Origin of the sequence: Massilia pinisoli (genome assembly GCF_024753285.1) — a bacterium.
GTDB classification, from domain to species: Bacteria; Pseudomonadota; Gammaproteobacteria; order Burkholderiales; family Burkholderiaceae_D; genus Telluria; species Telluria pinisoli.
In genome coordinates this window covers 44463-67451 of record NZ_JANUGW010000027.1, presented here as the reverse complement: position 1 = coordinate 67451, position 22989 = coordinate 44463, and the positions used below count along the sequence as shown (strand labels likewise).

24 protein-coding genes and 1 tRNA gene are annotated in these 22989 nt (G+C 65.3%); 11 read left to right on the top strand and 14 right to left on the bottom strand.

From position 1 onward, the window contains the following. Nucleotides 1–48: 48 nt before the first annotated feature. A complete protein-coding gene (locus NX784_RS25765) occupies nt 49–408 on the bottom strand; it encodes a YraN family protein (protein WP_258819537.1) in 360 nt (119 codons plus the stop codon). Nucleotide 409: 1 nt separating this feature from the next. Next, nucleotides 410–1711 carry a penicillin-binding protein activator gene (locus NX784_RS25760; RefSeq protein WP_258819536.1) on the bottom strand — a complete coding sequence of 434 codons (1302 nt, stop codon included), beginning with the start codon at nt 1709–1711 and terminating at the stop codon, nt 410–412. Nucleotides 1712–1729: 18 nt separating this feature from the next. Between NX784_RS25760 and rsmI the strand changes: the two genes are divergently transcribed. After that, complete coding sequence (gene rsmI / locus NX784_RS25755) at nt 1730–2638, top strand: 16S rRNA (cytidine(1402)-2'-O)-methyltransferase (RefSeq protein ID WP_258819535.1); 909 nt, start codon at nt 1730–1732, stop codon at nt 2636–2638. Between the two features lie 6 nt (nt 2639–2644). On the opposite strand, the gene NX784_RS25750 is transcribed toward rsmI, so the two are convergent. Further along, a complete protein-coding gene (locus NX784_RS25750) occupies nt 2645–3280 on the bottom strand; it encodes a hypothetical protein (protein ID WP_258819534.1) in 636 nt (211 codons plus the stop codon). A 79-nt stretch (nt 3281–3359) separates the two neighbouring features. On the opposite strand from NX784_RS25750, the gene NX784_RS25745 reads away from it, so the two are divergent. Further along, nucleotides 3360–3436 (top strand) — tRNA-Pro (locus NX784_RS25745). 53 nt (nt 3437–3489) lie between these two features. On the opposite strand, the gene NX784_RS25740 is transcribed toward NX784_RS25745, so the two are convergent. The 10 genes from NX784_RS25740 to NX784_RS25695 all read right to left on the bottom strand — a co-directional run bounded on the left by NX784_RS25740 (nt 3490) and on the right by NX784_RS25695 (nt 15063). Further along, nucleotides 3490–4404, bottom strand: a complete 915-nt coding sequence (locus NX784_RS25740; protein ID WP_307736147.1) for a hydroxymethylglutaryl-CoA lyase — start codon at nt 4402–4404, stop codon at nt 3490–3492. A 9-nt stretch (nt 4405–4413) separates the two neighbouring features. Next, the gene (locus tag NX784_RS25735; protein ID WP_258819533.1) at nt 4414–5355 is read right to left on the bottom strand and encodes a 2-hydroxyacid dehydrogenase; all 942 of its coding nucleotides are present in this window, start codon (nt 5353–5355) and stop codon (nt 4414–4416) included. A 149-nt stretch (nt 5356–5504) separates the two neighbouring features. After that, nucleotides 5505–7535 (bottom strand): acetyl-CoA carboxylase biotin carboxylase subunit, encoded by a 2031-nt coding sequence (locus NX784_RS25730; protein ID WP_258819532.1) that lies wholly within the window; start codon nt 7533–7535, stop codon nt 5505–5507. Nucleotides 7536–7733: 198 nt separating this feature from the next. Continuing rightward, entirely contained in the window at nt 7734–8762 is a 1029-nt protein-coding gene (gene bioB, locus NX784_RS25725; protein ID WP_258819531.1) for a biotin synthase BioB, read from the bottom strand. Between the two features lie 19 nt (nt 8763–8781). Further along, a complete protein-coding gene (gene bioD / locus NX784_RS25720; protein ID WP_258819530.1) occupies nt 8782–9609 on the bottom strand; it encodes a dethiobiotin synthase in 828 nt (275 codons plus the stop codon). Then, the gene (gene bioF / locus NX784_RS25715; protein ID WP_258819556.1) at nt 9606–10796 is read right to left on the bottom strand and encodes an 8-amino-7-oxononanoate synthase; all 1191 of its coding nucleotides are present in this window, start codon (nt 10794–10796) and stop codon (nt 9606–9608) included. Before bioF ends, bioD begins: the two co-directional genes overlap by 4 nt. Further along, nucleotides 10796–12139, bottom strand: coding sequence for an adenosylmethionine--8-amino-7-oxononanoate transaminase (bioA, locus tag NX784_RS25710; RefSeq protein ID WP_258819529.1), 1344 nt, complete (start codon nt 12137–12139; stop codon nt 10796–10798). Before bioA ends, bioF begins: the two co-directional genes overlap by 1 nt. Nucleotides 12140–12160: 21 nt before the next feature. Beyond that, nucleotides 12161–12946, bottom strand: a complete 786-nt coding sequence (locus NX784_RS25705) for an enoyl-CoA hydratase/isomerase family protein (protein WP_370662975.1) — start codon at nt 12944–12946, stop codon at nt 12161–12163. A 10-nt stretch (nt 12947–12956) separates the two neighbouring features. Continuing rightward, nucleotides 12957–14579, bottom strand: a complete 1623-nt coding sequence (locus tag NX784_RS25700) for a carboxyl transferase domain-containing protein (protein ID WP_258819527.1) — start codon at nt 14577–14579, stop codon at nt 12957–12959. Between the two features lie 40 nt (nt 14580–14619). Then, complete coding sequence (locus NX784_RS25695; RefSeq protein ID WP_258819526.1) at nt 14620–15063, bottom strand: YchJ family protein; 444 nt, start codon at nt 15061–15063, stop codon at nt 14620–14622. A gap of 283 nt (nt 15064–15346) precedes the next feature. Between NX784_RS25695 and NX784_RS25690 the strand changes: the two genes are divergently transcribed. The 9 genes from NX784_RS25690 to NX784_RS25650 all read left to right on the top strand — a co-directional run bounded on the left by NX784_RS25690 (nt 15347) and on the right by NX784_RS25650 (nt 22253). Continuing rightward, nucleotides 15347–15670, top strand: coding sequence for a hypothetical protein (locus NX784_RS25690; protein WP_258819525.1), 324 nt, complete (start codon nt 15347–15349; stop codon nt 15668–15670). Continuing rightward, nucleotides 15667–16158 carry a DUF6985 domain-containing protein gene (locus NX784_RS25685; protein ID WP_258819524.1) on the top strand — a complete coding sequence of 164 codons (492 nt, stop codon included), beginning with the start codon at nt 15667–15669 and terminating at the stop codon, nt 16156–16158. The genes NX784_RS25690 and NX784_RS25685 overlap by 4 nt, the downstream gene beginning before the upstream one ends. 16 nt (nt 16159–16174) lie before the next feature. Beyond that, nucleotides 16175–16708: a YfbM family protein gene (locus NX784_RS25680; RefSeq protein ID WP_258819523.1), complete on the top strand. Its 534-nt coding sequence runs from the start codon at nt 16175–16177 to the stop codon at nt 16706–16708. 6 nt (nt 16709–16714) lie between these two features. After that, on the top strand, nt 16715–17152 hold the full coding sequence (locus NX784_RS25675) for a hypothetical protein (RefSeq protein ID WP_258819522.1): 438 nt from the start codon (nt 16715–16717) through the stop codon (nt 17150–17152). Between the two features lie 127 nt (nt 17153–17279). Next, nucleotides 17280–18623 (top strand): saccharopine dehydrogenase NADP-binding domain-containing protein, encoded by a 1344-nt coding sequence (locus NX784_RS25670; protein ID WP_258819521.1) that lies wholly within the window; start codon nt 17280–17282, stop codon nt 18621–18623. Further along, nucleotides 18620–19060 (top strand): hypothetical protein, encoded by a 441-nt coding sequence (locus NX784_RS25665; RefSeq protein WP_258819520.1) that lies wholly within the window; start codon nt 18620–18622, stop codon nt 19058–19060. The genes NX784_RS25670 and NX784_RS25665 overlap by 4 nt, the downstream gene beginning before the upstream one ends. Next, the gene (locus NX784_RS25660) at nt 18996–20180 is read left to right on the top strand and encodes a glutathionylspermidine synthase family protein (protein WP_258819519.1); all 1185 of its coding nucleotides are present in this window, start codon (nt 18996–18998) and stop codon (nt 20178–20180) included. The genes NX784_RS25665 and NX784_RS25660 overlap by 65 nt, the downstream gene beginning before the upstream one ends. A gap of 4 nt (nt 20181–20184) precedes the next feature. Continuing rightward, nucleotides 20185–20664: a hypothetical protein gene (locus tag NX784_RS25655; RefSeq protein ID WP_258819518.1), complete on the top strand. Its 480-nt coding sequence runs from the start codon at nt 20185–20187 to the stop codon at nt 20662–20664. Between the two features lie 92 nt (nt 20665–20756). Continuing rightward, nucleotides 20757–22253 (top strand): alpha/beta hydrolase-fold protein, encoded by a 1497-nt coding sequence (locus tag NX784_RS25650; protein WP_258819517.1) that lies wholly within the window; start codon nt 20757–20759, stop codon nt 22251–22253. A gap of 69 nt (nt 22254–22322) precedes the next feature. Here NX784_RS25650 and NX784_RS25645 read toward each other — a convergent pair whose 3' ends face one another. Continuing rightward, nucleotides 22323–22988: a TonB family protein gene (locus tag NX784_RS25645; RefSeq protein WP_258819516.1), complete on the bottom strand. Its 666-nt coding sequence runs from the start codon at nt 22986–22988 to the stop codon at nt 22323–22325. Nucleotide 22989 lies beyond the last annotated feature (1 nt).

Sequence of the window (22989 nt, the reverse complement as noted above, 5' to 3'; positions counted from 1 at the left end):
ATTATAGTGCAGTGGCAATGCCCGGCGATCAAGCACGGCAAAAAATGCTTACACTTCAATGGCGTTCGTTATCCATTCGATATCGTCCCCATCGATGGCGACGACGTCGATGCGGCAGGGCGGCAGGCGGCTGAAACGCTGCAAATACACCTGGGCGGCGCGGATGACGCGGCGAATCTTGGCCGGCCCGATGCTGGCCGACGCGCTCACCGGGGCCCCGGCCGCGCGCTGGCGCACCTCGACGAACACGAGCGTGGCCCCGTCGCGCAGGATCAGGTCGATCTCGCCGAGCTTGCAGCGGAAATTCGCCTCGACGAGCACGAGACCGTGGCGCTCGAGCCAGGCCAGCGCCAGGTCTTCGCCGGCGCGGCCCTGCTCCTGCTTGCGCGACAGGCGTGTCGGCCACATGTCAGCGCGCCTTGTCCACGGGGTCGAACCGGCCATCGCGCAGGATGACGGCCGCCTCCTGCCGGCGCAGCTGCAGCCGGCCATCGGCGCCCGCGCTCACGTCGAGCCGGCCCGTGACGCCATCCACGCCGAACGGCGCGCCGCCGCGCAGCGCCAGTTCGCGCGCCACGCGGAAAGCATCGATGCCGAGGGCGTACAGACGGTCCATGTCGAGCGGCTGTTCCGCATCCAGCGGGCGCGGATAGACCATCACGACGGGGTGATCGGGCAGCACGATCCAGGGCAGGTCGACAATGCGCACGCCGTCCAGGCCCCGGTCGTCCGCCTGGAGTGTTCGGCCGGGATTCGCCGCGCCGCCGCCGTAGCAGGGGATCGCGGTGCCGATCGTGGCCCGCACGGCGCGCAGGACAGTGCTGTCGAGGGCGGCGAACAGCAGGTCGGGCGGGTCGATGTCGAGCTTCTGTTTCAGCTCGTCGATGGCGGCCTTGCCCGCTTCGCCGGCCGGCACCGCATAGCGCTGGTTCGTGTGGCCCAGCTGGTGCCAGCGCGCCTCGAACGCGCCCGCCGCGCGCTGCGCCCACGCGGCACCGCCCGTCAGGATCAGCGCCCGGCCGTGCGGATGGTCGCGCGCGGCCCATTCCGCCACCTGGCGCGCCTCGTCCTCGACGGACAGTCCCGCCACGAGCATCCTGGTCGGCACGGCCGCGCGGCCCTCGGGCACGCTCAGCACGATGGTGGGCCGCATGACGGCATCGCTGTCGGCCAGCGCCGCGACGGCACTGCGGGCGAGGGGGCCGACGACGACGTCGCTGGCCGCCGCCGCGCGCGCGTACGCGTCGAGCACGTCGCGCGGCGCGTCGCCCGTCGGGACGACGTCGGCCTTGAACCCGGTGCCGTCGCGTTCCATGCCGGCCAGGAAGCCGGCGCGGACGGCCTCCGCGGCCGCAGCCAACGTGGGCGAGCGCAGCGGCAGCAGCAGGGCGATGCGGATGGGGGCGGACGATGGGGGCGGCGGCGACGGTTCGTTTGCCTGCGGCCTGGCGGGACGCGGCTGGATGGCGGGGTCGGCGAGGGCGAGCAATGGCGCGGCCTGCGGCGTGAAGGAAACGGAACGGGAAGGCGAGTGCGCACTTGTGTTTGCGTCCGCGGACGCGCACAATCGCTGCGGTCCGTCGCACGGCGGCCCGTCGCACGGCAGTCCGTCGCACGGCGCCTCGGCCAGGGCGTGGCCGCCCGCGCCCAGCGCGAGCAGCATCGCCAGGAGCCGGACGCGTCCGGCGCAGCGCGCCTCGAGAATGTTCATCCGCATCCGATCCCCAACATGACAGAAACCCAGTCCAGCCAGATCGCCCAACTGCCCGTCATGGGCGAGGCCGCCCAGCAGTCCTATCCTACCGCAACGCTTTACGTGGTGGCCACACCCATCGGGAACGTCACCGACATCACGCTGCGCGCCCTGCACGTGCTGCTGCTGGCCGACGTCGTCGCCTGCGAGGACACGCGCAAGACGGGCGCGCTGCTGACGCGTTTCGGCTTGAACAAGCACATGATCGCCGCGCACCAGCACAACGAGCGCGAGGTCGCCGAAAAAATCGCCACGCGCCTGCGCGCGGGCGAGCGCGTGGCGCTCGTGTCGGACGCGGGCACGCCGGCCGTGTCCGACCCCGGCGCGCGCATCGTCGACGCCGTGCGCGCCGCCGGCCTGCACGTCGTTCCGGTACCCGGTTCGTCGGCCGCGATCGCGGCGCTGTCGGCCAGCGGCCTCGTGAACGACCGCTTCTATTTTGTCGGCTTCCTGCCCGCGAAGGCGAAGCAGCGCGAAGGGGAACTGGCCGCGCTCAAGTCCGTGCCGGCGACGCTCGTGTTCTATGAGGCGCCGCATCGCATCACGGACTGTGTCGAATCTCTCGCGGCCGCATTCGAGCCCACGCGGCAGGTCGTGTTCGCGCGCGAACTCACCAAGCTGTTCGAGGAAATCCACCGCTGTCCGCTCAGCGAGGCACTGGCGTGGGTGAAGGCCGATGCGAACCGCGAGCGAGGCGAATTCGTCGTGCTCGTCGAAGGCGCGCGCGCGGAAGACGACGAGGGCGACGTGGAGGCGGAGCGCGTGCTGCGCATCCTGCTCGAAGAATGTTCCGTGAAGCAGGCGGCGGCGCTGGCGGCGCAGATTACGGGCAAGAAGAAGAACGCGTTGTACGACCGCGCGCTGCAGATCAAGGGCGGCGAGTAGCCGGATTCACCACTTGCAGCCGCTGTCTTTCTTGTCCATCGCGAGGAAGATCGGCGCCAGCAGGCCGCCCGGCACACCGTCCTTGCAATCGGGGCGCTTGGCCGACTTGATCGCCCGCTCGAACTTGCTTTCCGTCTGCAGCGGCGGCTTCGGCAGGCGTTCGAGCGCCGTGCCCACCTTGTCGGGATCGGGTTCCGTGAGCAGTTTCGTCGCCATCTTGCGCGCCATGCCGCGGGCCGCGTCGGCGTCGAAATGCGGGGCCGTCGTCGCGGGTGCGGCGGGCGTCTCCGGCGTTTCCGGTGCGGGTTTCACGGCATAGGTCTCTTCCGTCGACTGGCGTTTCTCCGGCGCGACGGCGATCACGGGGCGGGTCTTTTTCGCGTGCTTTTCCGGCTGCGCACGCGGGATCGGCGGCACCGCGGCCGGTTTCACCTGCGCCGGCGGTGGCGCGGGCTGCAGGCGGATCGTCAGGCGTTCCGGCGGCGCGGCGGGCAACGTCGTCACGGGCTGGCGGTGGACCGCGAGCAGCAGCGCATGCGCGGCCAGCGACAGCGCGATGCAGGCCGCGATGCGGTTGATCTGCCTGCGGTCGGGGAGGGCCGGGCGGAAGCCGCCGTCGATGTGGTCGATTGCATACGTCACGTCGTCACCTGCGAGAAAACCACGGAGTCGAGCGCTTTCCTTGACCGCGATGGCACCTGGACGGTATGATGGCTGTCTTCGGAGTGTAGCGCAGCCCGGTAGCGCATCTGGTTTGGGACCAGAGGGTCCAAGGTTCGAATCCTTGTACTCCGACCAGTATAGCAAGAGGCCGACGAGAGATCGTCGGCCTTTTTCATTTCCGCGTTACATCAACCCGCGCGCTTCGCCAGCAAGGCATTCCCCGCCCGACTCGCACCCTTGCGGCCCAGGTGCTGCGAGATGAACGCACCCGCCTCCACGACGAGGTCGAGGTCGATGCCCGTCTCGATACCGAGCCCGTTCAGCATATACACGACGTCCTCCGTCGCCACGTTCCCCGTCGCGCCCTTCGCGTACGGGCAGCCGCCCAGGCCCGACACGGACGAGTGGAAGATCGACACACCGAGTTCCAGGCTGGCGTAGATGTTGGCAAGCGCCTGGCCGTACGTATCGTGGAAGTGGCCGGAGATGCGCTCCAGCGCGAACGCGCGTGCCGCCGTCTCCATCACGGCCTGCGTCTTGCGCGGGGTCGCCACGCCGATCGTGTCGGCGATGTCGATCTCGTCGCACCCGAGGTCGCGCATGCGCCCGACGACGTCGGCGACGGCATCCAGCGGCACCTCGCCCTGGTACGGGCAGCCGAACGCGCAGCTGATGCTGCCGCGCAGCCGCAGGCCGTTGTCCTTCGCCGCCTTCGCCACGGGTTCGAAGCGCGCGATGGATTCCGCGATCGAGCAGTTGATGTTCCGCTGCGAGAACGCTTCCGACGCCGAGCCGAAGATCACGACTTCATCGGCGCGCGCCGCCAGCGCCGCCTCGAAGCCCTGCATGTTCGGGGTCAGCGCGGAATACAGCGTCCCCGCGCGGCGTTCGATGCCTGCCATGACTTCGGCACTGGTCGCCATCTGCGGCACCCACTTCGGCGAGACGAACGACGCCGCCTCGATATTGCGGAAGCCCGCGCGTGACAGGCGGTCGACCAGCTCGATCTTGACCGCGGCGGACACCGCTTCCTTCTCGTTCTGCAGCCCGTCGCGCGGGCCCACTTCGACGATCTTGACTTGTTTCGGCAGTTGAATGTGCATGATGGTTTCCTAGTAGCCGCGGGCGCGGTCGACGATGTCGTCGATGGCCTCGCCCCGTTCCAGCCGCTCGATCTTGGCGGCGATCTGGCGCACCGCCTCCTCGCGCATCGTGAGGGCCGAGATGTGCGGCGTGATGGTGATGCGCGGCTCGTTCCAGAACGGATGCGGTGCCGGCAGCGGTTCGTTGCGGAACACGTCCAGCGTCGCGCCCGCGATGTGGCCGGCGCGGATCAGCGCCAGCAGATCCGGTTCCGCGACCAGCGCGCCGCGCGCGACGTTGATCAGGTAGGCGCCGGCAGGCAGCAGGGACAGGCGTGCGCGGTCGAGCAGGTTCGTCGTGTCCGGCGTGAGCGGCAGCATGCAAACGAGGACACGCGTGCCGGACAGGAAGTCGTCGAGCGACTCCATGCCGGCGAAGCATTCGACACCAGGCAGGTCGCGCGCCGAGCGGCTCCAGCCCCGCACGGGAAAGCCGAGCTGGCGCAACGTGCGCAGCACGGGCAACCCGAGCTTGCCCAGGCCCAGCACGCCGACCGTGAAATCGGCCTTGCGGTGGCGCGTTTCGAGCGGATTCCACATGCCCTGGCGCGCCTGCTGCTCGTAGTCGTCGAAGCGGCGGAAGTAGCGCAACGTCGCATACGCCACGTACTCCGCCATCTGCTCGGCCATGCCCGCATCGCCCAGGCGGACGATGGGGACGGGCGGCAGCGCGTCGCCGAACTTCAGCAGCGCGTCGACGCCGGCGCCCATCAGGAAGATCGCCCTCACGTGGGCGAGTTGATCCAGCAGTGCGGGCGTCGGCGCCCACACCACCGCGTAATCGCAAGGCGCCTGCGACGCCAGTGACATGCCCTCGCGCCACACGACGGTCTCCGCGTGCGGCAGGGCTTCGGCAAAATCGCGGGCCCACGGCTCGATGACGCCGTCGCCCCTGTACAGCAGTATCCGCATATTCGTCTCCTAATAGTTTTTATGGATTGCGTTTGCTGTCTCGTTGGTGCATTCACGCCGCACCCTGGTTTTGCGGCGTCTTGCGCGCGCGCCGCCGCCTTCTGGACAGGCGGCGCGGCTTTCTTCGTGTGGCCCGATAGAGCCTGTTGCTACGCCGCTGCCTTGAATGCCAGCAGCGGCGCGCCGTCCGCGACCTGGTCGCCGACCTGGTACAGCACTTCCTCGACCAGGCCGTCGCTCGGCGCGGCAATCGTGTGTTCCATCTTCATCGCTTCCATGATCACGAGCGGCTCGCCCTTGCGGACGTGCTGCCCGTTCGCCGCCATCACGGCGACGACCTTGCCCGGCATCGGTGCCGTCAGGCGGCCGTCGGCCGTCTCGTGTTCGCCCGCGTGCGCGAGCGGGTCGCTCCATGCGAGCACGTGGTGCAGGCCGCCCGTGAACACGTGCAGCGTCTCGCCGTCGCGGCGCACGGTGCCCGCGATGGCCTGGCCGTCCAGGCGGATCGCGTAGCGCCCGTCGTGCTGCGCCACGAGCGCCAGCGGGTGCGCCTTGCCGTCCGCTTCGAGCGTCCAGCCGTGCGCGTGATAGGCCAGGTCGATGGCGTAGACCTTGGCGTCCGTCGCGGCCGCGTACTCGTCGCCGAACGCGAGGCGGCGGCGGCACGTGCCGTTCATGCGCCAGCCGTGCGTGCTGGTCCACGGGTCGGCAGGGTTGGTACTCGTCGGCGTGTCTGCAGAGACCAGCGCGACGGCCGCCAGTGCCAGCGCAGGCAGCGGCGCCGGACCGGCCGGCGGGAACAGCGCCGCGGAATGCCGCTCGATCAGGCCCGTGTCCAGGTCGGCCTGCGCGAAGGCGCCGCCTTCGACGAGCCGCTTCAGGAACGCGATATTGGTCGCGAGGCCGACGATGTGGAATTCGGACAGCGCCTGCGCCATGCGCGCCAGCGCCTGCGCGCGGTCCGCGCCCCACACGATCAGCTTGGCGATCATCGGATCGTAGAACGGCGAGATCGCGTCGCCCGCGCGCACGCCGGAATCGATGCGCACGCCGGCCGGATTGCCGTCCGCGCCGCCCAGTTCAAACGCGACGTGGGCCGGGGTGTCCATGTACTGCAACGTCCCGATCGACGGCAGGAAGCCTTTCTCCGGATTTTCCGCATACACGCGTGCTTCGATCGCGTGGCCGTGGATCGCGAGCTCGTGCTGCTGCTTCGGCAGCGGCTGGCCGGCCGCCACGCGCAGCTGCCATTCGACGAGGTCCGTCCCCGTGATCATCTCGGTGACGGGGTGCTCGACCTGCAGCCGCGTGTTCATCTCCATGAAGTAGAACGAGCCGTCCTGGTTGGCGATGAATTCGACGGTGCCCGCGCCCACATAGCCCACGGCGCGTGCGGCCGCGACGGCCGCTTCGCCCATCGCGGCACGGCGCTCCGGCGGCATGCCCGGCGCGGGCGCTTCTTCCAGCACTTTCTGGTGGCGGCGCTGCACGGAGCAGTCGCGCTCGTGCAGGTAGACGCAGTTGCCGTGCGTGTCCGCGAACACCTGGATCTCGATGTGGCGCGGCCGTGTGAGGTATTTTTCGACGAGCACCTTGTCGTCGCCGAAGGAGGAGATGGCTTCGCGCTTGCACGACGCGAGCGCGGCCTGGAAATCCTCCGACCGCTCCACCACGCGCATGCCTTTGCCGCCGCCGCCCGCGCTGGCCTTCAGCAGCACGGGATAGCCGATGCGGTTGGCTTCCGCCTGCAGCAGTTCCGGGTCCTGCGCGTCGCCGTGGTAGCCCGGCACGAGCGGCACGTTCGCGCCTTCCATCAGCTGCTTGGCGGCCGACTTCGATCCCATCGCGCGCATCGAGGATCCCGGCGGGCCGATGAACACGAGGCCCGCGGCCGCGCAGGCGTCCGCGAATTCCGCGTTCTCCGACAGGAAGCCGTAGCCCGGGTGGATCGCCTGCGCGCCCGTGGCCTGCGCGGCGGCGATAATCTTGTCGCCGCGCAGATAGCTGTCCTTGGCGGCGGCAGGGCCCAGCAGGACCGCCTCATCGCAGACCGCCACGTGCTTGGCGTTCGCGTCGGCTTCCGAATAGACGGCAACGGTCTTGATGCCGAGCCGGCGCGCGGTGGCCGCGACGCGGCAGGCGATTTCGCCACGGTTGGCGATGAGGATCTTCGTGAACATGGTGTCTCGTCTGTTTTATGTGTTGTGAAAATCGGCTTGTGGCCTGATGAATCGATAAAACCTGGCTTGTGGCCTGACAGCATTTGCGTAGGGTGGACGGCTGCGCCGTCCACGCGGTGATACGCGACGGCTCCGATTTCGTGCACGACAACGGAGCCGCCAACAATCACCGCGTGGACGGGAGACCCGTCCACCCTACTAACAACCGCAGCTTTGTTTTTGTACCGACTCCAGCATCGCCGAGCGCGTTTTCAGGCCCAGCTTTTCCAGCAGCTTGCGATCATCGTCCGCTTCCGGATTGTCCGTGGTGAGCAGCTTGTCGCCGTAGAAGATCGAATTGGCGCCGGCCATGAAGCACATCGCCTGCACGGCTTCACCGAGCTCGCGGCGGCCGGCCGACAGGCGCACGCGCGCCTTCGGCATCGTGATGCGGGCGACGGCGATCGTGCGCACGAATTCGATCGGGTCCAGCGGCGGCAGACCGTGCATCGGGGTGCCCTCGACCTGCACGAGGTGGTTGATGGGCACCGATTCGGGATACGGGTTCATGTTTGCCAGCTGCGCGATCAGGCCTGCGCGCTGCTCGCGCGTCTCGCCCATGCCGACGATGCCGCCGCAGCAGATCTTCAGGCCGGCCGTGCGCACGCGACCCAGCGTGTCCAAGCGGTCGCGGTACTCGCGCGTGGAGATCACGTCGCCGTAGAAGTCGGGCGACGTGTCGATGTTGTGGTTGTAGTAGTCGAGGCCCGCCTGCTTCAGCTGCTCGGCCTGGCCTTCTTCCAGCATGCCCAGCGTGGCGCATGTTTCCATGCCCAGCGCCTTCACGCCGCGCACCATCGCTTCGACCTTCTCCATGTCGCGCTCTTTCGGGCTGCGCCAGGCGGCGCCCATGCAGAAGCGCGTGGCGCCCTTGGCCTTCGCTTCGCGCGCGGCGTCCAGCACCGTGTCGAGGTCGAGGATCTTCTTGGCCTCGACACCCGTGTCGTAGCGCGCGGCCTGCGGACAGTAGCCGCAGTCTTCCTCGCAGCCGCCCGTCTTGATCGACAGGAGGGTCGCGAGTTCGACGTCGCCATCCGGGAAGTTGGCGCGGTGGGCTTGGCTAGCACGGAACATCAGCTCCGGCATCGGCAGCTCGAACAGCGCGAGCACGTCGGCCAGCGGCCAGGTGGCGTCCTTCGGCAGGGAGGCCGGCGTGACCGGCGGGTGAAGGGTAACGACTTGGGTCATTTCGGATTCCTTGTTTTGGTTAGGCACGCTTGGCCGGCCATCCCGGCAGGCTCGCGAGCTCGAGGTAAGTGGAGGCCCTGGCGGCCGAGGGTTCGTCGAGGCGCGGCACGCGGCCGAGCAGCGGGGCGGGCAGGCGGCGGGCGATTTCCGCGACGTTGTCGTCGGCGAAGCGCATGTCCGGGTCGACCTGGTTGGCGACCCAGCCCGCGAGCACGAGGCCGCGCGCGACGATCGCCTCGGCCGTGAGTAAGGCATGGTTGATGCAGCCGAGGCGCAGGCCGACGACGAGCACGACGGGCAGCCCCAATTGTACGGCCAGATCGGCGCTGTCGAAGTCTTCGGAGAACGGCACGCAGAAGCCGCCCACGCCTTCGACGACGGTCGCATCGGACGCGCCCAAAATTTCGGCATATGCCGTCATGATGGGCACGGGTTCGATCGTCACGCCTTCGAGCTTGGCCGCGATGTGCGGGGCGCACGGCTCGCGCAGCAGGTACGGCGTCGTGATCGACTGCGGCAGCTGCACGTTGCCGGCCGCGCGCAGCATCGCCGCGTCGTCGTTGTGCAGCATGCCGTTGCGTTCCTCCGCACCGGCCGCGATGGGCTTCATGCCGCACGCGCGCACGCCCTGCTGCACGAGCTTATGCAGGATGGCGCTGGAGATCAGCGTCTTGCCGATTTCCGTGTCCGTGCCCGTCACGAAGCAGGCGAAGCGCAGCGGCACGCCTTCCGCGGCCAGCGGCGCGGGGACGGCCAGCGGTGCCGGCGCCGTGCCGACCGTCGTTGCCGGTTCCGCGGTGCCGACGGAAGCGCCGCCGCCGAGTTGTTCGGGATCGTTGAGGCTCATGCCCGCATCCTTTCCAGCTGGTTGAGCGCAGCCGTCAGCTGCGCGACGTCTTGTTCGGTATGCGCTGCGGACAACGTGACGCGCAGGCGCGCCGTGCCGACGGCCACGGTCGGCGGACGGATCGCCGGCACCCACAGGCCCTGCTCGTGCAGGCGCGCCGCCGCTGCCAGCGCTTCGTCGTTGGCGCCGATGATGATGGGCTGGATCGCCGTCGTCGACGCGGGACGCTGCCAGCGTTCCAGGCGCAGGCCGTCGTCCAGTTGCGCGATCAGCGCACGCAAATGGGCACGACGCGCGGCGCCTTCCTCGCCCTCGATGATGTCGACACTGGCGAGCAGCGCATGCGCGAGCGCGGGCGCGGCAGCCGTCGTGTAGATGTACGGACGCGCGCGCTGGATCATCAGCTCGATCACGGCCTCGTGCGCCGCGATGAACGCGCCGCCCACGCCGGCCGCCTTGCCCAAGGTGCCGACGTAGACGATGTTCGGCGAGCGCAGGCCGAAGTGTTCTAGCGCGCCGCGGCCCGCGTCACCCAGCACGCCGAAGCCATGGGCATCGTCGACGACGAGCCATGCGCCATGCCGTTCACACAGGGCCAGTAGCGCAGGCAGCGGGGCGAGGTCGCCGTCCATGCTGAACACGCTGTCCGTGACGACGATTTTCACCGGCGCGACGCTCGCCTCCAGCTGCGCCTCCAGCGCGGCCACGTCCCCGTGCGGGTACACGGTCACGCCCGCGCGTGCGAGGCGGGCGCCATCGATCAGCGACGCATGGTTCAGCGCTTCCGAAAAGATCATCGCGTCGGCCGTCGCGCCGAGCCCCGTCAGCGCGGCCAGGTTCGCCATATAGCCCGTGCAGAAGTACAGCGCGCGGCTTGACTCAAGGTGCGGCGCCTCGAACGCGGCCAGCCTCTCTTCCAGCTCTGCGTGCGCGCGGCTGTGGCCCGACACGAGGTGCGATGCGCCGCTGCCGGCGCCGTACAACGTCGCGCCTTCGCGCAGCGCCTCGACGACGCGCGGATGCGCCGCGAGGCCCAGGTAGTCGTTGCTGCAGAACGCGAGCAGCTCGCGGCCGTCCACGATCTGGCGCGGTGCGCAGGGCGTTTCCGCCGTGCGCCGGCGCCGGGTCAGGCTGTGGCTTTCCAGTGCGTCCAGCTGGGCGCGGACGTTGTCGATCAGGTCCGGCATCATTCCGCGATCACCTTCTCGAACACCTTGCGCGTGCGCGCGGCCAGGCCCACGATCTCTTCCTCGTCCAGCACGTACGGCGGCATCAGATACACGGTGCGGCCGATCGGCCGGAGCAGCAGCTCGTTCTCCACCGCGCTCGTGAAGAAGCGGCGTGCGAACGTGGAGGCGCGCTGCGCGTCCGGCTCGACGGCGTCGAACGCGAGGATCATGCCGCGCTGGCGGAAGTGAGTGACGCACTTGTGGTCCAGCAGCGGCGCCAGTTCCAGCATCAGGCGCGTGGCCGTCTCGCGGTTCTTGTTCAACACGTCGTCGTCGCGGAAGATCTGCAACGTGGCGAGCGCCGCGCGGCAGGCCAGCGCATTGCCCGTGTACGAGTGCGAATGCAGGAAGCCGCGCGTGATGTCCTCGCTGTAGAAGCCTTCGTACACCTTGTCGGTGGTGAGCACGAGCGACAGTGGCAAATAACCCCCGCTGATGCCCTTCGACAGGCACATGAAGTCTGGCCAGATCGCCGCCTGCTCGCACGCGAAGAAGGTTCCGGTGCGGCCGCAGCCGACCGCGATCTCGTCGGCGATCAGGTGCACGTGGTACTTGTCGCACAGCTCGCGCAGGCGCTGCAGGTACAAGGGGTCGTGCATCGCCATCCCGGTCGCGCACTGCACGAGCGGCTCGACGATGATGGCGGCGATCTTGTCGGCCCGTTCCGCGAACAGCGCCTCGACATCCTTCGCCGCACGCAGCGCGACGTCCTGCGCCGACTCGCCGTCGACGGCATTGCGCGCATCGGGCGACGTCACCGTCCGCGCGGCGCGCAGCAGCGGACCGTACGCATCCTTGAACAGGGCGACGTCGGTGACACCGAGCGCACCGACGGTCTCGCCGTGGTAGGAGCCCTGCAGGCAGACGAATTCCTGCTTGTCCGCATGGCCCGCGTTGCGCCAGTAATGAAAACTCATCTTCAGCGCGATCTCGACGGCCGATGCGCCGTCGGACGCATAGAATGCGTGGCCCAGCTGGTGGCCCGTCAGCGCGGCCAGTTGTTCCGACAGCCCGATCACGGGTTCGTGCGTGAAGCCCGCGAGCATCGCGTGTTCCAGCTTGTCCAGCTGGTCCTTCAGTGCCGCGTTGATGCGCGGGTTCGCGTGGCCGAACAGGTTCACCCACCACGAACTGATGCCGTCCAGGTAGCGCCGGCCTTCATGGTCGTACAGCCACGGCCCGTTGGCGTGGCTGACGGCGATCAGCGGCACCTCTTCGTGGTGCTGCATTTGCGTGCATGGATGCCAGACGCTGCGCAGGCTGCGCGCGATCCAGTCGGCGGAAGTGGTGGTGGGTTTCAATCTACGTCCTGTTTCTTGTAGCTAGTCCAGCCATGAAGGCCGGCGTTTTTCGAGGAAGGACGCAACCCCTTCGCGTCCTTCGAGCGATGCGCGGATGGCGGCGATGCGGTTCGCCGTGTCTTCCAGCAGCGCTTCCGTCACGGGCGCGCCCGCGATCTCGCGCACGAGTTTCTTTGCCGCGCACACCGCGTTCGGGCTGTTGTTCGGGAGCGCCTGCACGATGGCCGCGACCTTCGTGTCGAGGTCCGCGGCCGCCACGACCTCGTGCACGAAGCCGATGCGGTGGGCTTCCTTCGCATCGAACCGTTCGGCCGTGAGGAAGTACCGGCGCGCCGCTTGTTCTCCCATCGCCTTGATCACGTACGGCGAGATCGTCGCGGGGATCAGCCCGAGTTTTACCTCGGACAGGCAGAAGTTCGTCGTGTCGACCGAGACGACGACGTCGCACGCCGCGACGAGGCCCATGCCGCCGGCGTAGCAATCGCCCTGTACCTTCGCCACGACGGGCTTCGGGCACACGTAAATCGTGCGCAGCATGTCGGCGAGGCGCATGGCGTCGGCGCGGTTCTCGCTGTCGGAGTAGCCGGCCATCTTCTTCATCCAGTTCAGGTCCGCGCCGGCGCAGAACGCGGGGCCGTTCGCCGCCAGCACGATGGCGCGTACGAGCTCGTTGCGTCCCAGCTCGTCGAACGCGAGGGCCAGTTCCGCGATGCTTTGCTCGTTGAACGCGTTGCGCAGTTCCGGGCGGTTCAGCGTGACGTGCGCGATGCGGTCGAGGATCGTGACGGTGAGGGTCTGGTAGTCCATATTCATCGCCTCACATGCGGAACACGCCGAACTTCGTGTCCTCGATCGGCGCGTTCAGCGCGGCCGAGAGGCCCAGGCCCAGCACCATGCGCGTATCGGCCGGGTCGATCACGCCGTCGTCCCACAGGCGCGCGGTGGCGTAATACGGGTGGCCCTGGTGTTCGTACTGGTCCTTGATCGGCTGCTTGAACGCCGCTTCTTCGTCCGCCGTCCACTGGCCGCCCCGTGCCTCGATGCCGTCGCGCTTGACGGTGGCGAGCACGGACGCCGCCTGGTCGCCGCCCATCACGGAGATGCGCGCATTGGGCCACATCCACAGGAAGCGCGGCGAGAACGCACGGCCGCACATGCCGTAGTTGCCGGCGCCGAACGAGCCGCCGATGATGACGGTGAACTTCGGCACGGACGCCGTCGCGACCGCGGTGACCATCTTGGCGCCGTTGCGCGCGATCCCTTCGTTCTCGTACTTGCGGCCGACCATGAAGCCCGTGATGTTCTGCAGGAAGACGAGCGGGATCTTGCGCTGGCAGCACAGCTCGATGAAGTGCGTGCCCTTCAGTGCCGATTCCGAGAACAGGATGCCGTTGTTGGCGATGATCCCGACCTTCATGCCGAAGATGTGGGCGAAGCCGCAGACGAGCGTCGTGCCGTAGCGCGCCTTGAATTCGTCGAAAGCGCTGCCGTCGACGATGCGGGCGATGACTTCGCGCACGTCGAACGGTTTCCTCGTGTCGACGGGGATCACGCCGTACAGTTCTTCCGGGGCGTACTTCGGTTCGACGCTCTCGCGCAGCGCGCCCTGTTGGGGCTTCACGCGGTTCAGGTTCGACACGATCGTGCGCGCGAGCGCCAGCGCGTGCATGTCGTCCTGCGCGAGGTGGTCGGCGACGCCGGACAGGCGCGTGTGGACATCGCCACCGCCCAGGTCCTCGGCCGTGACGACTTCGCCCGTCGCCGCCTTCACGAGCGGCGGGCCGCCCAGGAAGATCGTGCCTTGTTCCTTGACGATGATGGATTCGTCGCTCATCGCCGGCACGTACGCGCCGCCCGCGGTGCAGGAGCCCATCACGACGGCGATCTGCGGAATGCCCTTGGCCGACAGATTCGCCTGGTTATAGAAGATGCGGCCGAAGTGGTCGCGGTCGGGGAACACGTCGTCCTGGTTCGGCAGGTTGGCGCCGCCGGAATCGACGAGGTAGATGCAGGGCAGGTTGTTCTGCTCGGCGATCTCCTGCGCGCGCAAGTGCTTCTTGACCGTCATCGGGTAGTACGTGCCGCCCTTGACGGTGGCGTCGTTACAGACGATCACGCATTCCTGGCCCGCGACGCGGCCGATGCCCGTGATGATGCCGGCGGCGGGCGCCGCGCCGACTCCATCGTCACCCTTGTACATCGCATAGGCGGCCAGTTGGGAGAATTCGAGGAACGGGGTACCCGGATCGAGCAGCATCTGCACGCGGTCGCGCGGCAGCAGCTTGCCGCGCGCGACGTGCTTGGCACACGCGGCTTCGCCGCCACCCTTCGCGACCTGCGCCACCTTGGCGCGCAAGTCGTCGACGAGGGTTTGCATGGCGGCGGCGTTGGCTTTGAAATCTTCGCTGCGCGGGTTGAGTTTCGTGTCGATCTGGGGCATCGGGTCCTGTCTCCTGCTGGTCGCGGCTTGTGGCGCGGTTTTATTCAGGGAAACTGCCGTCCACATAGAACCATCGCATCTTGCCGCCCACGGCCGGGTCCGGCTCGCGCACGAACCGGCTGACTTCATGCAAGCGGTGCGCGCGGCCATGGACCTTGAAGCGGGCGACGAATTCGACGAAATCCTCGTTGGGGTTGTCCGGCAGGTCTGCTTTACGTTGACGTAAACGTAAAGCAGATTTTATCTCAAGTCCGAGCCACTGAACCTTTTGGTTCGGGTCGACGATGGGATCCGTCGGCCGGGTACTCGCGTGCCAGGTGGCGCGCAGGTAAGCCTCGTCCCGCATCACGAAGGCCGTGTAGCGGGATCGCATCAGTGCTTCGGCCGTCGGCGGCAGCTCCGCGCCGGCGATGAAGGGGCCGCAGCAGCGCATGATCGACGGGCCGCCGCACGGACAGGGAAGAGGCTTCGCAGGAGTAGACATGCCGGCAATTATCCGCCATTTCGCGCCCCAAGGTGAGCGGCGCTGTCGTGCGGGATGACGGCAGATGGCGGAGCGTTAATGCATCTGCCCAGATCTTTTGCCGAAAATAAATGAACTGCCCATTAAATGGGCGGAGAAATTTTTTGTATCGCCGTGCCCGGGATGACTGTTCCATAACATTTCCCTGTCGTTGTACCGAAAAGTGATGCAAGAATGGCACAAAGGGTTGGCTCGATTATATAAAATGACCCATTGGCAATATATTCCCACCGAAGGAGGCGCCATGTCAGCAAACGAGAAGATCATCGCCGCAACCGCCCTGTTGAGCGTGATGGCCACGGCCGCGGCGGCCGAGGTCACCGTCGACAACAAGACGCCGCAGGGCGCGCAGCCGCGTTTCTTCGAGCGCGTGCAGGCGGGCGCGCTGGCCGACGCCATCGCGCACCGCGGCCAGCCCGTCGACGTCAAGCCCGGCCAATACCTGCTGCGCGTGCCCTGCGATAGCATGAAGCCGGGCAGTTTCGTCGATATCACCGTCACCATCGACGACGGCAGCAAGACGCGGTTGCGGCTGGAGGAGTGCGGGGTCCAGGTCGACAGTCATTGAACGTACCGAACATGTTTGGACTATTCAAATCACGTCCGTGCCACCACCCGGACCTTGGAACGCTGACGCGGTCGCGCGGCATGTGGCGAGGGGCGCTACGGCTGGCGTCGCACCCGGTGCCGGTGGCCGTGTCGGGAACCCGGCAGGGGCCGGATGCTGCCGCGTTGGCGGCCGCCTGCGCCGCCCCCGGACTGCTGCCCGGCTGGATGCCCATCGTCGCACGGGCGTTGTTCGACCATTATGCTCCCGGCCTGGACGCTTATCGACGCGGTGAATTCGACACCGCCGATGATCCGTTTCCGCTGATATCAAAGCCGGCGGAGGTGTGGAAGCACGTAAAGCTCGTTTTTCTTGCGGCCAGCCCGGTGGACGGACAAATGATGACCGAACTCGGTTATGAAACGGCATGGGATATCGAGCACACGCTGTGCGCGCGCTTTGTCGGGAACGACTTCATTGAGCTCAACGGCAGCGTCTTGCCACCTTAATTATTTAATTTAACTCATGAAAAAAATCCTCGTTTCATTCGCCCTGCTTTTCGCAACCTTCTCCGCGCACGCGAGCATGATCTGGCGCGCCGTGGCCGTCGATGCCGCTCAGTTCGCACAAGTGCAAAAGAATCCGGACCTGCTCGGCCGGATGCTGTTTTCCAAGGGCGACCAAACGATCTCCCTCGATAAGGATTGGCACGGCATTCATTACTTGCTGACGGGGACGGCCTGGGACGTGAAGGACGGCGCCGGACAGGCCATTCTCGGCGGCGAAGAATTCGGCGACGACCTGGGTTACGGGCCGGCCCACATGCTGACGGCAGCGCAAGTCAAGGCGATCGCCGCGGCGCTGGCCAACACTTCACCCGACAGCCTCGCCGCCCGCTATGACGCGGACGCGATGATGAAGCTCGACATTTATCCCACCGTCTGGGACCGGGAAGGGCCGCGGGCGCTTGCATCCTTGCTCATGTCTTACGGCGAGCTCGTGGCGTTCTATCGGCGGGCTGCCGCCAGGGCGCAAATCGTTGTCATCGTCATGGTGTGACGACCTGTGGGCAAACTGCTGGCACTGTCCGTGCTGTACGTGGCTGCGCAAGCAGCGTTCGCCAATCCATGCCGGGGCGTCGACCGGTCGCTCAGCGAACGACAAAAAACATCGTTCGCGCCGGTGCTGGAAAAGCATATGCGGGCCGAATTCGATCAGCGCCTGTCCACATTGATCGCCGTGGAGCGCAAAGACGTGCTGAGTCTTTTTCGCGCGCGAGGCTGGTACATCGTGTACGTGGACAACCATGCCACGGACACGCCCTATCTGTTCTATTCGACCGATCCGACCAAGGCTAGCCGCTATGCCGGTGCCTGGGCCGGCGGTGCCGCTGCCGACGAAGGGCCGGAGATTCAGGCTTGGGAAGAGAAGGAAATGCCGGGCATTCCCACGGTACTGGCCAAGTGCTTCGCCTGGTATGTCACCCGCGGCATGAGGGAATAAGCCGACCATGTTTTTACACTAAGTTTACGCCGATCAGGCGTAGAGTTTGTTCGTCGAATGAATTAAATATGTCGCGATGTTCGATCCGATTCGGACGGCGCCGCATCGTGCATGACCTGCATCTCAAATGAACGAACGCAAAATTCTTTTCATCGGTTACGGCGCAATCGCGCAAGCATTGACGCCGGTGTTGTTCGACCGGTTTCCCGACCTGAAACGGCGCAACGTCAGCGCGATCAGTGCGGACGAGCGCGGCGCCGCGGTGGCGCGCGAATATGGCATCGACCTGACGATCCGCGCGCTCACGCCCGCGAACCTCAATGCCGTTCTCGATCGTCGCCTGGGTGCGGGCGACATCATGCTGAATCTTTCGGTCGACGTGTCGTCGCTCGCACTGATCGATTGGTGCCAGGCGCGCGACGTCATGTATCTCGACACCTGCGTGGAACCCTGGGCGGGCGGATACGAGGCCGACGACAAGCCGTTGATCGAAACGACCAATTACTGGCTGCGCAAACGGGCGTTGCAGCGAAAAGGGAAGGGGCGCTCGACGTGCGTCATCGCGCATGGTGCGAATCCGGGTCTTGTGTCGCATTTCGTCAAGATCGCGCTGGCCCGGCTGGCCACCGCGCATGCGCTCAACGCGGGGATGCCCAGCGCGGCGCTGGCGCGCGCACTCGGCATCAAGGCGGTCCATATCACGGAGCGCGACACCCAGGCCGACGACGTGCCATTGCAGTCGGGTGAATTCGCCAATACGTGGTCGGTCGATGGCCTGTTGGCGGAAGCGAGGCAGCGGGCCGAATTATCGTGGGGAACCCATGAGGCGCATCTGCCTGCCGGCGCCCGCCGCCACGACGAGACCACCGCTGCGGGCCTGATACTCGACACCTCGGGCGCAAGGACGAAAGTCGTGTCGTGGACACCATCGGTCGGCGAACAGGACGCGTATCTGATTACGCATCACGAGGCGCTGTCGATCGGCGATCTGTTGACCGAATCCGCAGTCGACGGCACGGCCATCTATCGCCCGACCGTGTATTACGCCTACCGCCCGACGCTCAAGACCTGCGAGAGCCTGTGCCGCTGGGCCCATCACGATTTCGCGTCGCCGGCCGTGAAGACGATCCTGCGCGACGAACTCGCCAGCGGCGCCGATGAACTTGGCGTCCTGCTCATTCACGAACGGGGCGCCGACTGGTTCGGGTCGGTGTTGTCGCTCGCGCAGGCGCGTCGAATCGCACCGTTTAACAGCGCGACGACGCTGCAGGTCGTCGGCGGCATCGTCGGGGCGCTGCAGTGGATGACGCGCAATCCACGTGAAGGCGTGGTGGAAGCGGAGGACATGGATTCCGAATGCGTCATGCGGGCGGCGCTGCCATTTCTCGGCGAGGTATTCGGAACGCACACGAACTGGAAGCCAAGCGGCGCGGACCGCTTGCAGACAGTCGATTTTTTGAGGCCGGAATGAAACGATCACAACACGTACCCCTGATCTTGCTCGGGGCGCTCGCGTCGCTCGCGGGTTGCAGCAGGTCCAGCAATATCCCCGAGACCGCGCTGCAAAACGCCTATGCCAATGCCAATGACTGCCGCAAGGATTGGGGCGACGGCAATTGGTGCAATTCGACGTCGACCGGCCATGCCGGGACCGTATTTGTCGGTCCGCGCTATTACTGGGATCGCGATGCGGGCCGTCCAATGGTCATCGAAAACGGGACGGCGCGCGCGTTGACGACCGGCGACGCGAGCCACGGCGCACCGTCCCACGCGACGTCAGTCGATTCGGTGTCCGTGGCGCGCGGCGGTTTCGGCTCGACCGCGCACGGCGGTGAAGGCGGTCATGGCGGTGGTGGCGAAGGCGGTCATGGCGGCGGCGGTCATGGCGGCGGATCGGGAGGCGGTTGATATGCAACGATTACTTGTCCAACCCCGCTCCGATCACGCTGCGAAGCTCGAGGCGATCGGATTGTCGTTCCACGGCTGGGACGATTACTGGTGTGAAGACGTCTGCTATCGCTTTTCGGCTGCGGAGATCGACCTGCTCGAAGCGCGTACCGCGGAACTGCACGCGATGTGCATCGAGGCCGTCGCGCATATCATCCGCAATCGCCGCCTCGGCGAACTGGGGATTCCGGGCGCGTATTGGCAAGCGATCGAGACATCGTTCGCCGAGCGTGAATTCAGCCTGTATGGGCGCTTCGACCTCGCCTATGACGGCAAGAGCGAGCCCAAGCTGCTCGAATATAACGCCGACACGCCCACGTCGCTGCTCGAGTCGGCCGTCGCGCAATGGTATTGGATGACGGAGAAATTCCCGGCGCACGATCAATTCAATTCGCTGCACGAGCGGCTCGTCGCACGCTGGAAGCAGGCACGCAGCGAGGATGGCCGCATCTATTTTGCGTCGCTGGCCGGCAACGAGGAAGACTGGGTCTGCGTGCACTATCTGATGGACACGGCCAGGCAAGCGGGTTTCGACGTCCGGCATATCGACGTCGAAAAGCTCGGCTGGCACGCGGGCCTGGGCATGTTCGTGGACGAGGACGATAAACCCATCCACACCCTTTTCAAGCTCTATCCGTGGGAATGGATGATGCGCGAGGAATTCGGCCCAAAGATGGTCGGATGCCGTACGCGGTTCATCGAGCCGGTATGGAAATCGGTGCTGTCCTGCAAAGCGATCCTGCCGGTTCTGTGGGAGCTTTATCCGGGCCATCCGAACCTGCTGCCCGCGTTTTTCGAACCCGGACGTCTGGCGTCGTATGCCAAGAAGCCGTTCTTTTCACGCGAGGGCGCCAACATCGTTCTCGTGGAAGAGGGCAAGGTCATCGCGGAAGACGACGGTCCCTATGGCCGCGAGCGGTGCATCTACCAGCAACTGCACAGGCTTCCCGATTTCGATGGCTATTACCCCGTGATCGGATCGTGGATCGTCGGCGATCAGCCCGCCGGCATCTGCCTGCGCGAAGATGCGCTGCTCGTGACCACCAATATGAGCCATTTCGTGCCCCATTATTTCGAGTGATCTCATGAACCGCTTCCTTGGCTTTGCGGCGTTGACAGGGTTTGTGCTGGCCGCCGTTGCGCACGTATTTGCCCTGGCGGGCGTCAACGTGGCGGAACATGTCCCGTTCGTCTGGCTCCTGCATGTCGGGATATTTGGCGTGTTCGTCCCGTTTGTTTTTTCCAGCCGGAAGATACTCGGCAAGCGCCCTTCGCTTGCGGACATGCGGGCATTGGTACCTGGCCCGGTCTTTGCCGTCGGCGTGGCCGTTTTCATCTACGCGATGGTCAACTTCGCGCTGTTCATTGCGGCGACGCAGGGTGGTAATCCGGCCATCGAAGCGGGCCAGTACGTGCTGAAAAACCATGGACGGCTCATTCGAGAACTCAGCTTTGCCGAATACGAGGCGTTGCGGGCGAATGAATTACGGGGTTTCTCGGGGCACTGGTTGTTTCTCTATTTCGTGCCGTTCGCCTACTTCATGTTCGGGAAAAGACCCATGTGACAGTCCGTGATTTTTTCGGCTGAACAAACTGCTATGCTGATTTGCCCGCTTGGATATTGGCAAAGATAAACCTGAAATCGACAATCTCTTTCATGAAACAATCATTGACTCGCTGTGCATTATTCATCATTTCGTCCGTGATCATATGTTCCGGTGCGACGGCACGGGAACTTCCCGGCAAGCGCGACTCGCTGCATTCGGCCGTCCTGAAAGAAGATAGAGCGTTCCAGGTGCTGCTGCCGGAATACTTTAACCCAGCACAAAAATACGACGTGCTGTATATCCTGGATGGCGACGGCAACTTGAACACCATCGCGGATATCCAGCAGTTTGCGCAGAACGAGACTTTCATGCCGCCCGTCATCATGGTGGCCGTATTCAACACCAATCGTGACCGCGACATGACGCCGACCCATGTCGATCAGCTCCCCAGCTCGGGCGGGGCGGACAAGTTCATGGCTTTTTTGAAGAACGAGCTGGTCCCCTACATCAACAAAAAATACCCTGTCAGCGGCAATAATATATTGTACGGACACTCGCTGACCGGCCTGTTTTCCGTCTACGCAATGCTCGCCGAGCCACAGCTCTTCAATTATTACCTGGCCGTCGACCCGAGCCTTTGGTGGGACAGTAATTACATCGACAAACTCGCTGCTGACAAGTTGAACGCGTCGCTGGTCAAGGGCAAGGCCTTGTTCATCGGCGGTCGGGACGACGCGGGGCTCAAGCAGATGGGGATTACGGACATGGACGCTGTGTTGAAAAGCAAGGTGCCCAAGGATCTGAACTGGAAAATCGTCGGCTATCCGGATGAGCATCACGGCTCACTGCGGCTGAAAAGTATCTACGACGGACTGAAATTCTTCTACAAGGGCTATGGCACATCGCCCGTCGTATTCCACCCGATGAGCGGCATCGTCCTGAAGGATACGCCCTATAAAGTCTACTATTTTGGACAATCGCAGGTGCGTTACACGGTCGACGGCAGCGAGCCGACCCCGTCGTCGACGCAAATGTTACCTGGGAATAGCTTGATGAATAACGTCAAGTTGACCGTGAAGGATCTGAATCGCACCGACCGCTTCAACAAGTCGACGGTGGGCGAATTCAAGATTGGAAATGCGCTCCCTGCGATTGAAAGGCCGAAAAACATCACGCCGGGCGGCCTCAATTACACGTATTACGAGGGACACTGGGATGCGTTACCAGATTTCCGCAAACTGAAGCCCGTCCATTCCGGAATCGCAGACAAGGAATTTAACTTAAGCACGCTTCAGCGTTCAACCGATTTCGGGCTGCTGATGGAAGGCTATCTCGAGATTCAACAGGCGGGTCATTATATTCTCCTCCTGGACTCGGATGATGGCGCCAAATTATACTTGGGAGACCATCTGCTGATCGATTACGACGGCCTCCACGGCAACGGAAAGCCGAAAACGTATCTGGTTCCGCTGGAAAAAGGCTTTTATCCCGTCCGACTGGAGTATTTCCAGCAAGGCGGCGGCTCTCAGCTCACGGTGCTGTACGTGCCGCCCGGCGAGGAACAGCCGCGGCCCGTTCCGCTCGAGCTCCAATACAGCAAGCATTGATGTGAAGGCGGTCCACCTCGGCGCTGCCCGTGGTGGACCTCGACGCCTGGTGAAAGGTGTCGTTGATCCCTAGAGCAGCAGTTCCCCGAGCTCCAGCCGTTGGCGTGCCAAAACGTTGCCCTGTGCCGCCGCTTTGCCATACCAGCGCATTGCTTCCTCAAGGTCAGCCTCCACGCCGATACCGCGCTCGTAATTCCTCGCAACGTCGAATTGCGCCTGGGACCATCCGGCTTCCGCCGCGCTGCGCAAGAGTTCTGGCGCTTTCTTGCGCTCCGACGCTTTCTTCGATTCCGCGTAAAGAAGACTCAAGTGGTAGCGTGCGGCGAGATCGCCGAGGTTCGATGCGTCCCTCGCTTGGTACTTGATGAGTGCCATATCGTCATTTTCGCTCATCGACCATCGCCATTCGACCCGCGCCCACGACTCGATCGGTTTGCCGTCGTGGGTCGCGGGCTTGAATTTGCACTTCGACAGCGCCTCGATGGCCGCCTGGTCCAGCAGGGGCGAGCCGCTGGAGTTCAACACGACGACGCGTTTCACGGTTCCCTCACTGCGGATGAGGTTGGCCAACACCGTCAGCCCCTCCTCCTGCCGAAGAAGGGACAGTTGAGGGTACCGGGCCGGCTCGCAGCGTTCCTGTTGCGGCGTATCTTCGCCAGCCGCGCTGGCTGGTGGCAGGATGGCGAAGCATAAGGACAGCGCCAGCGCCGCACCGGGAAAAGGAATTCGTTTCATC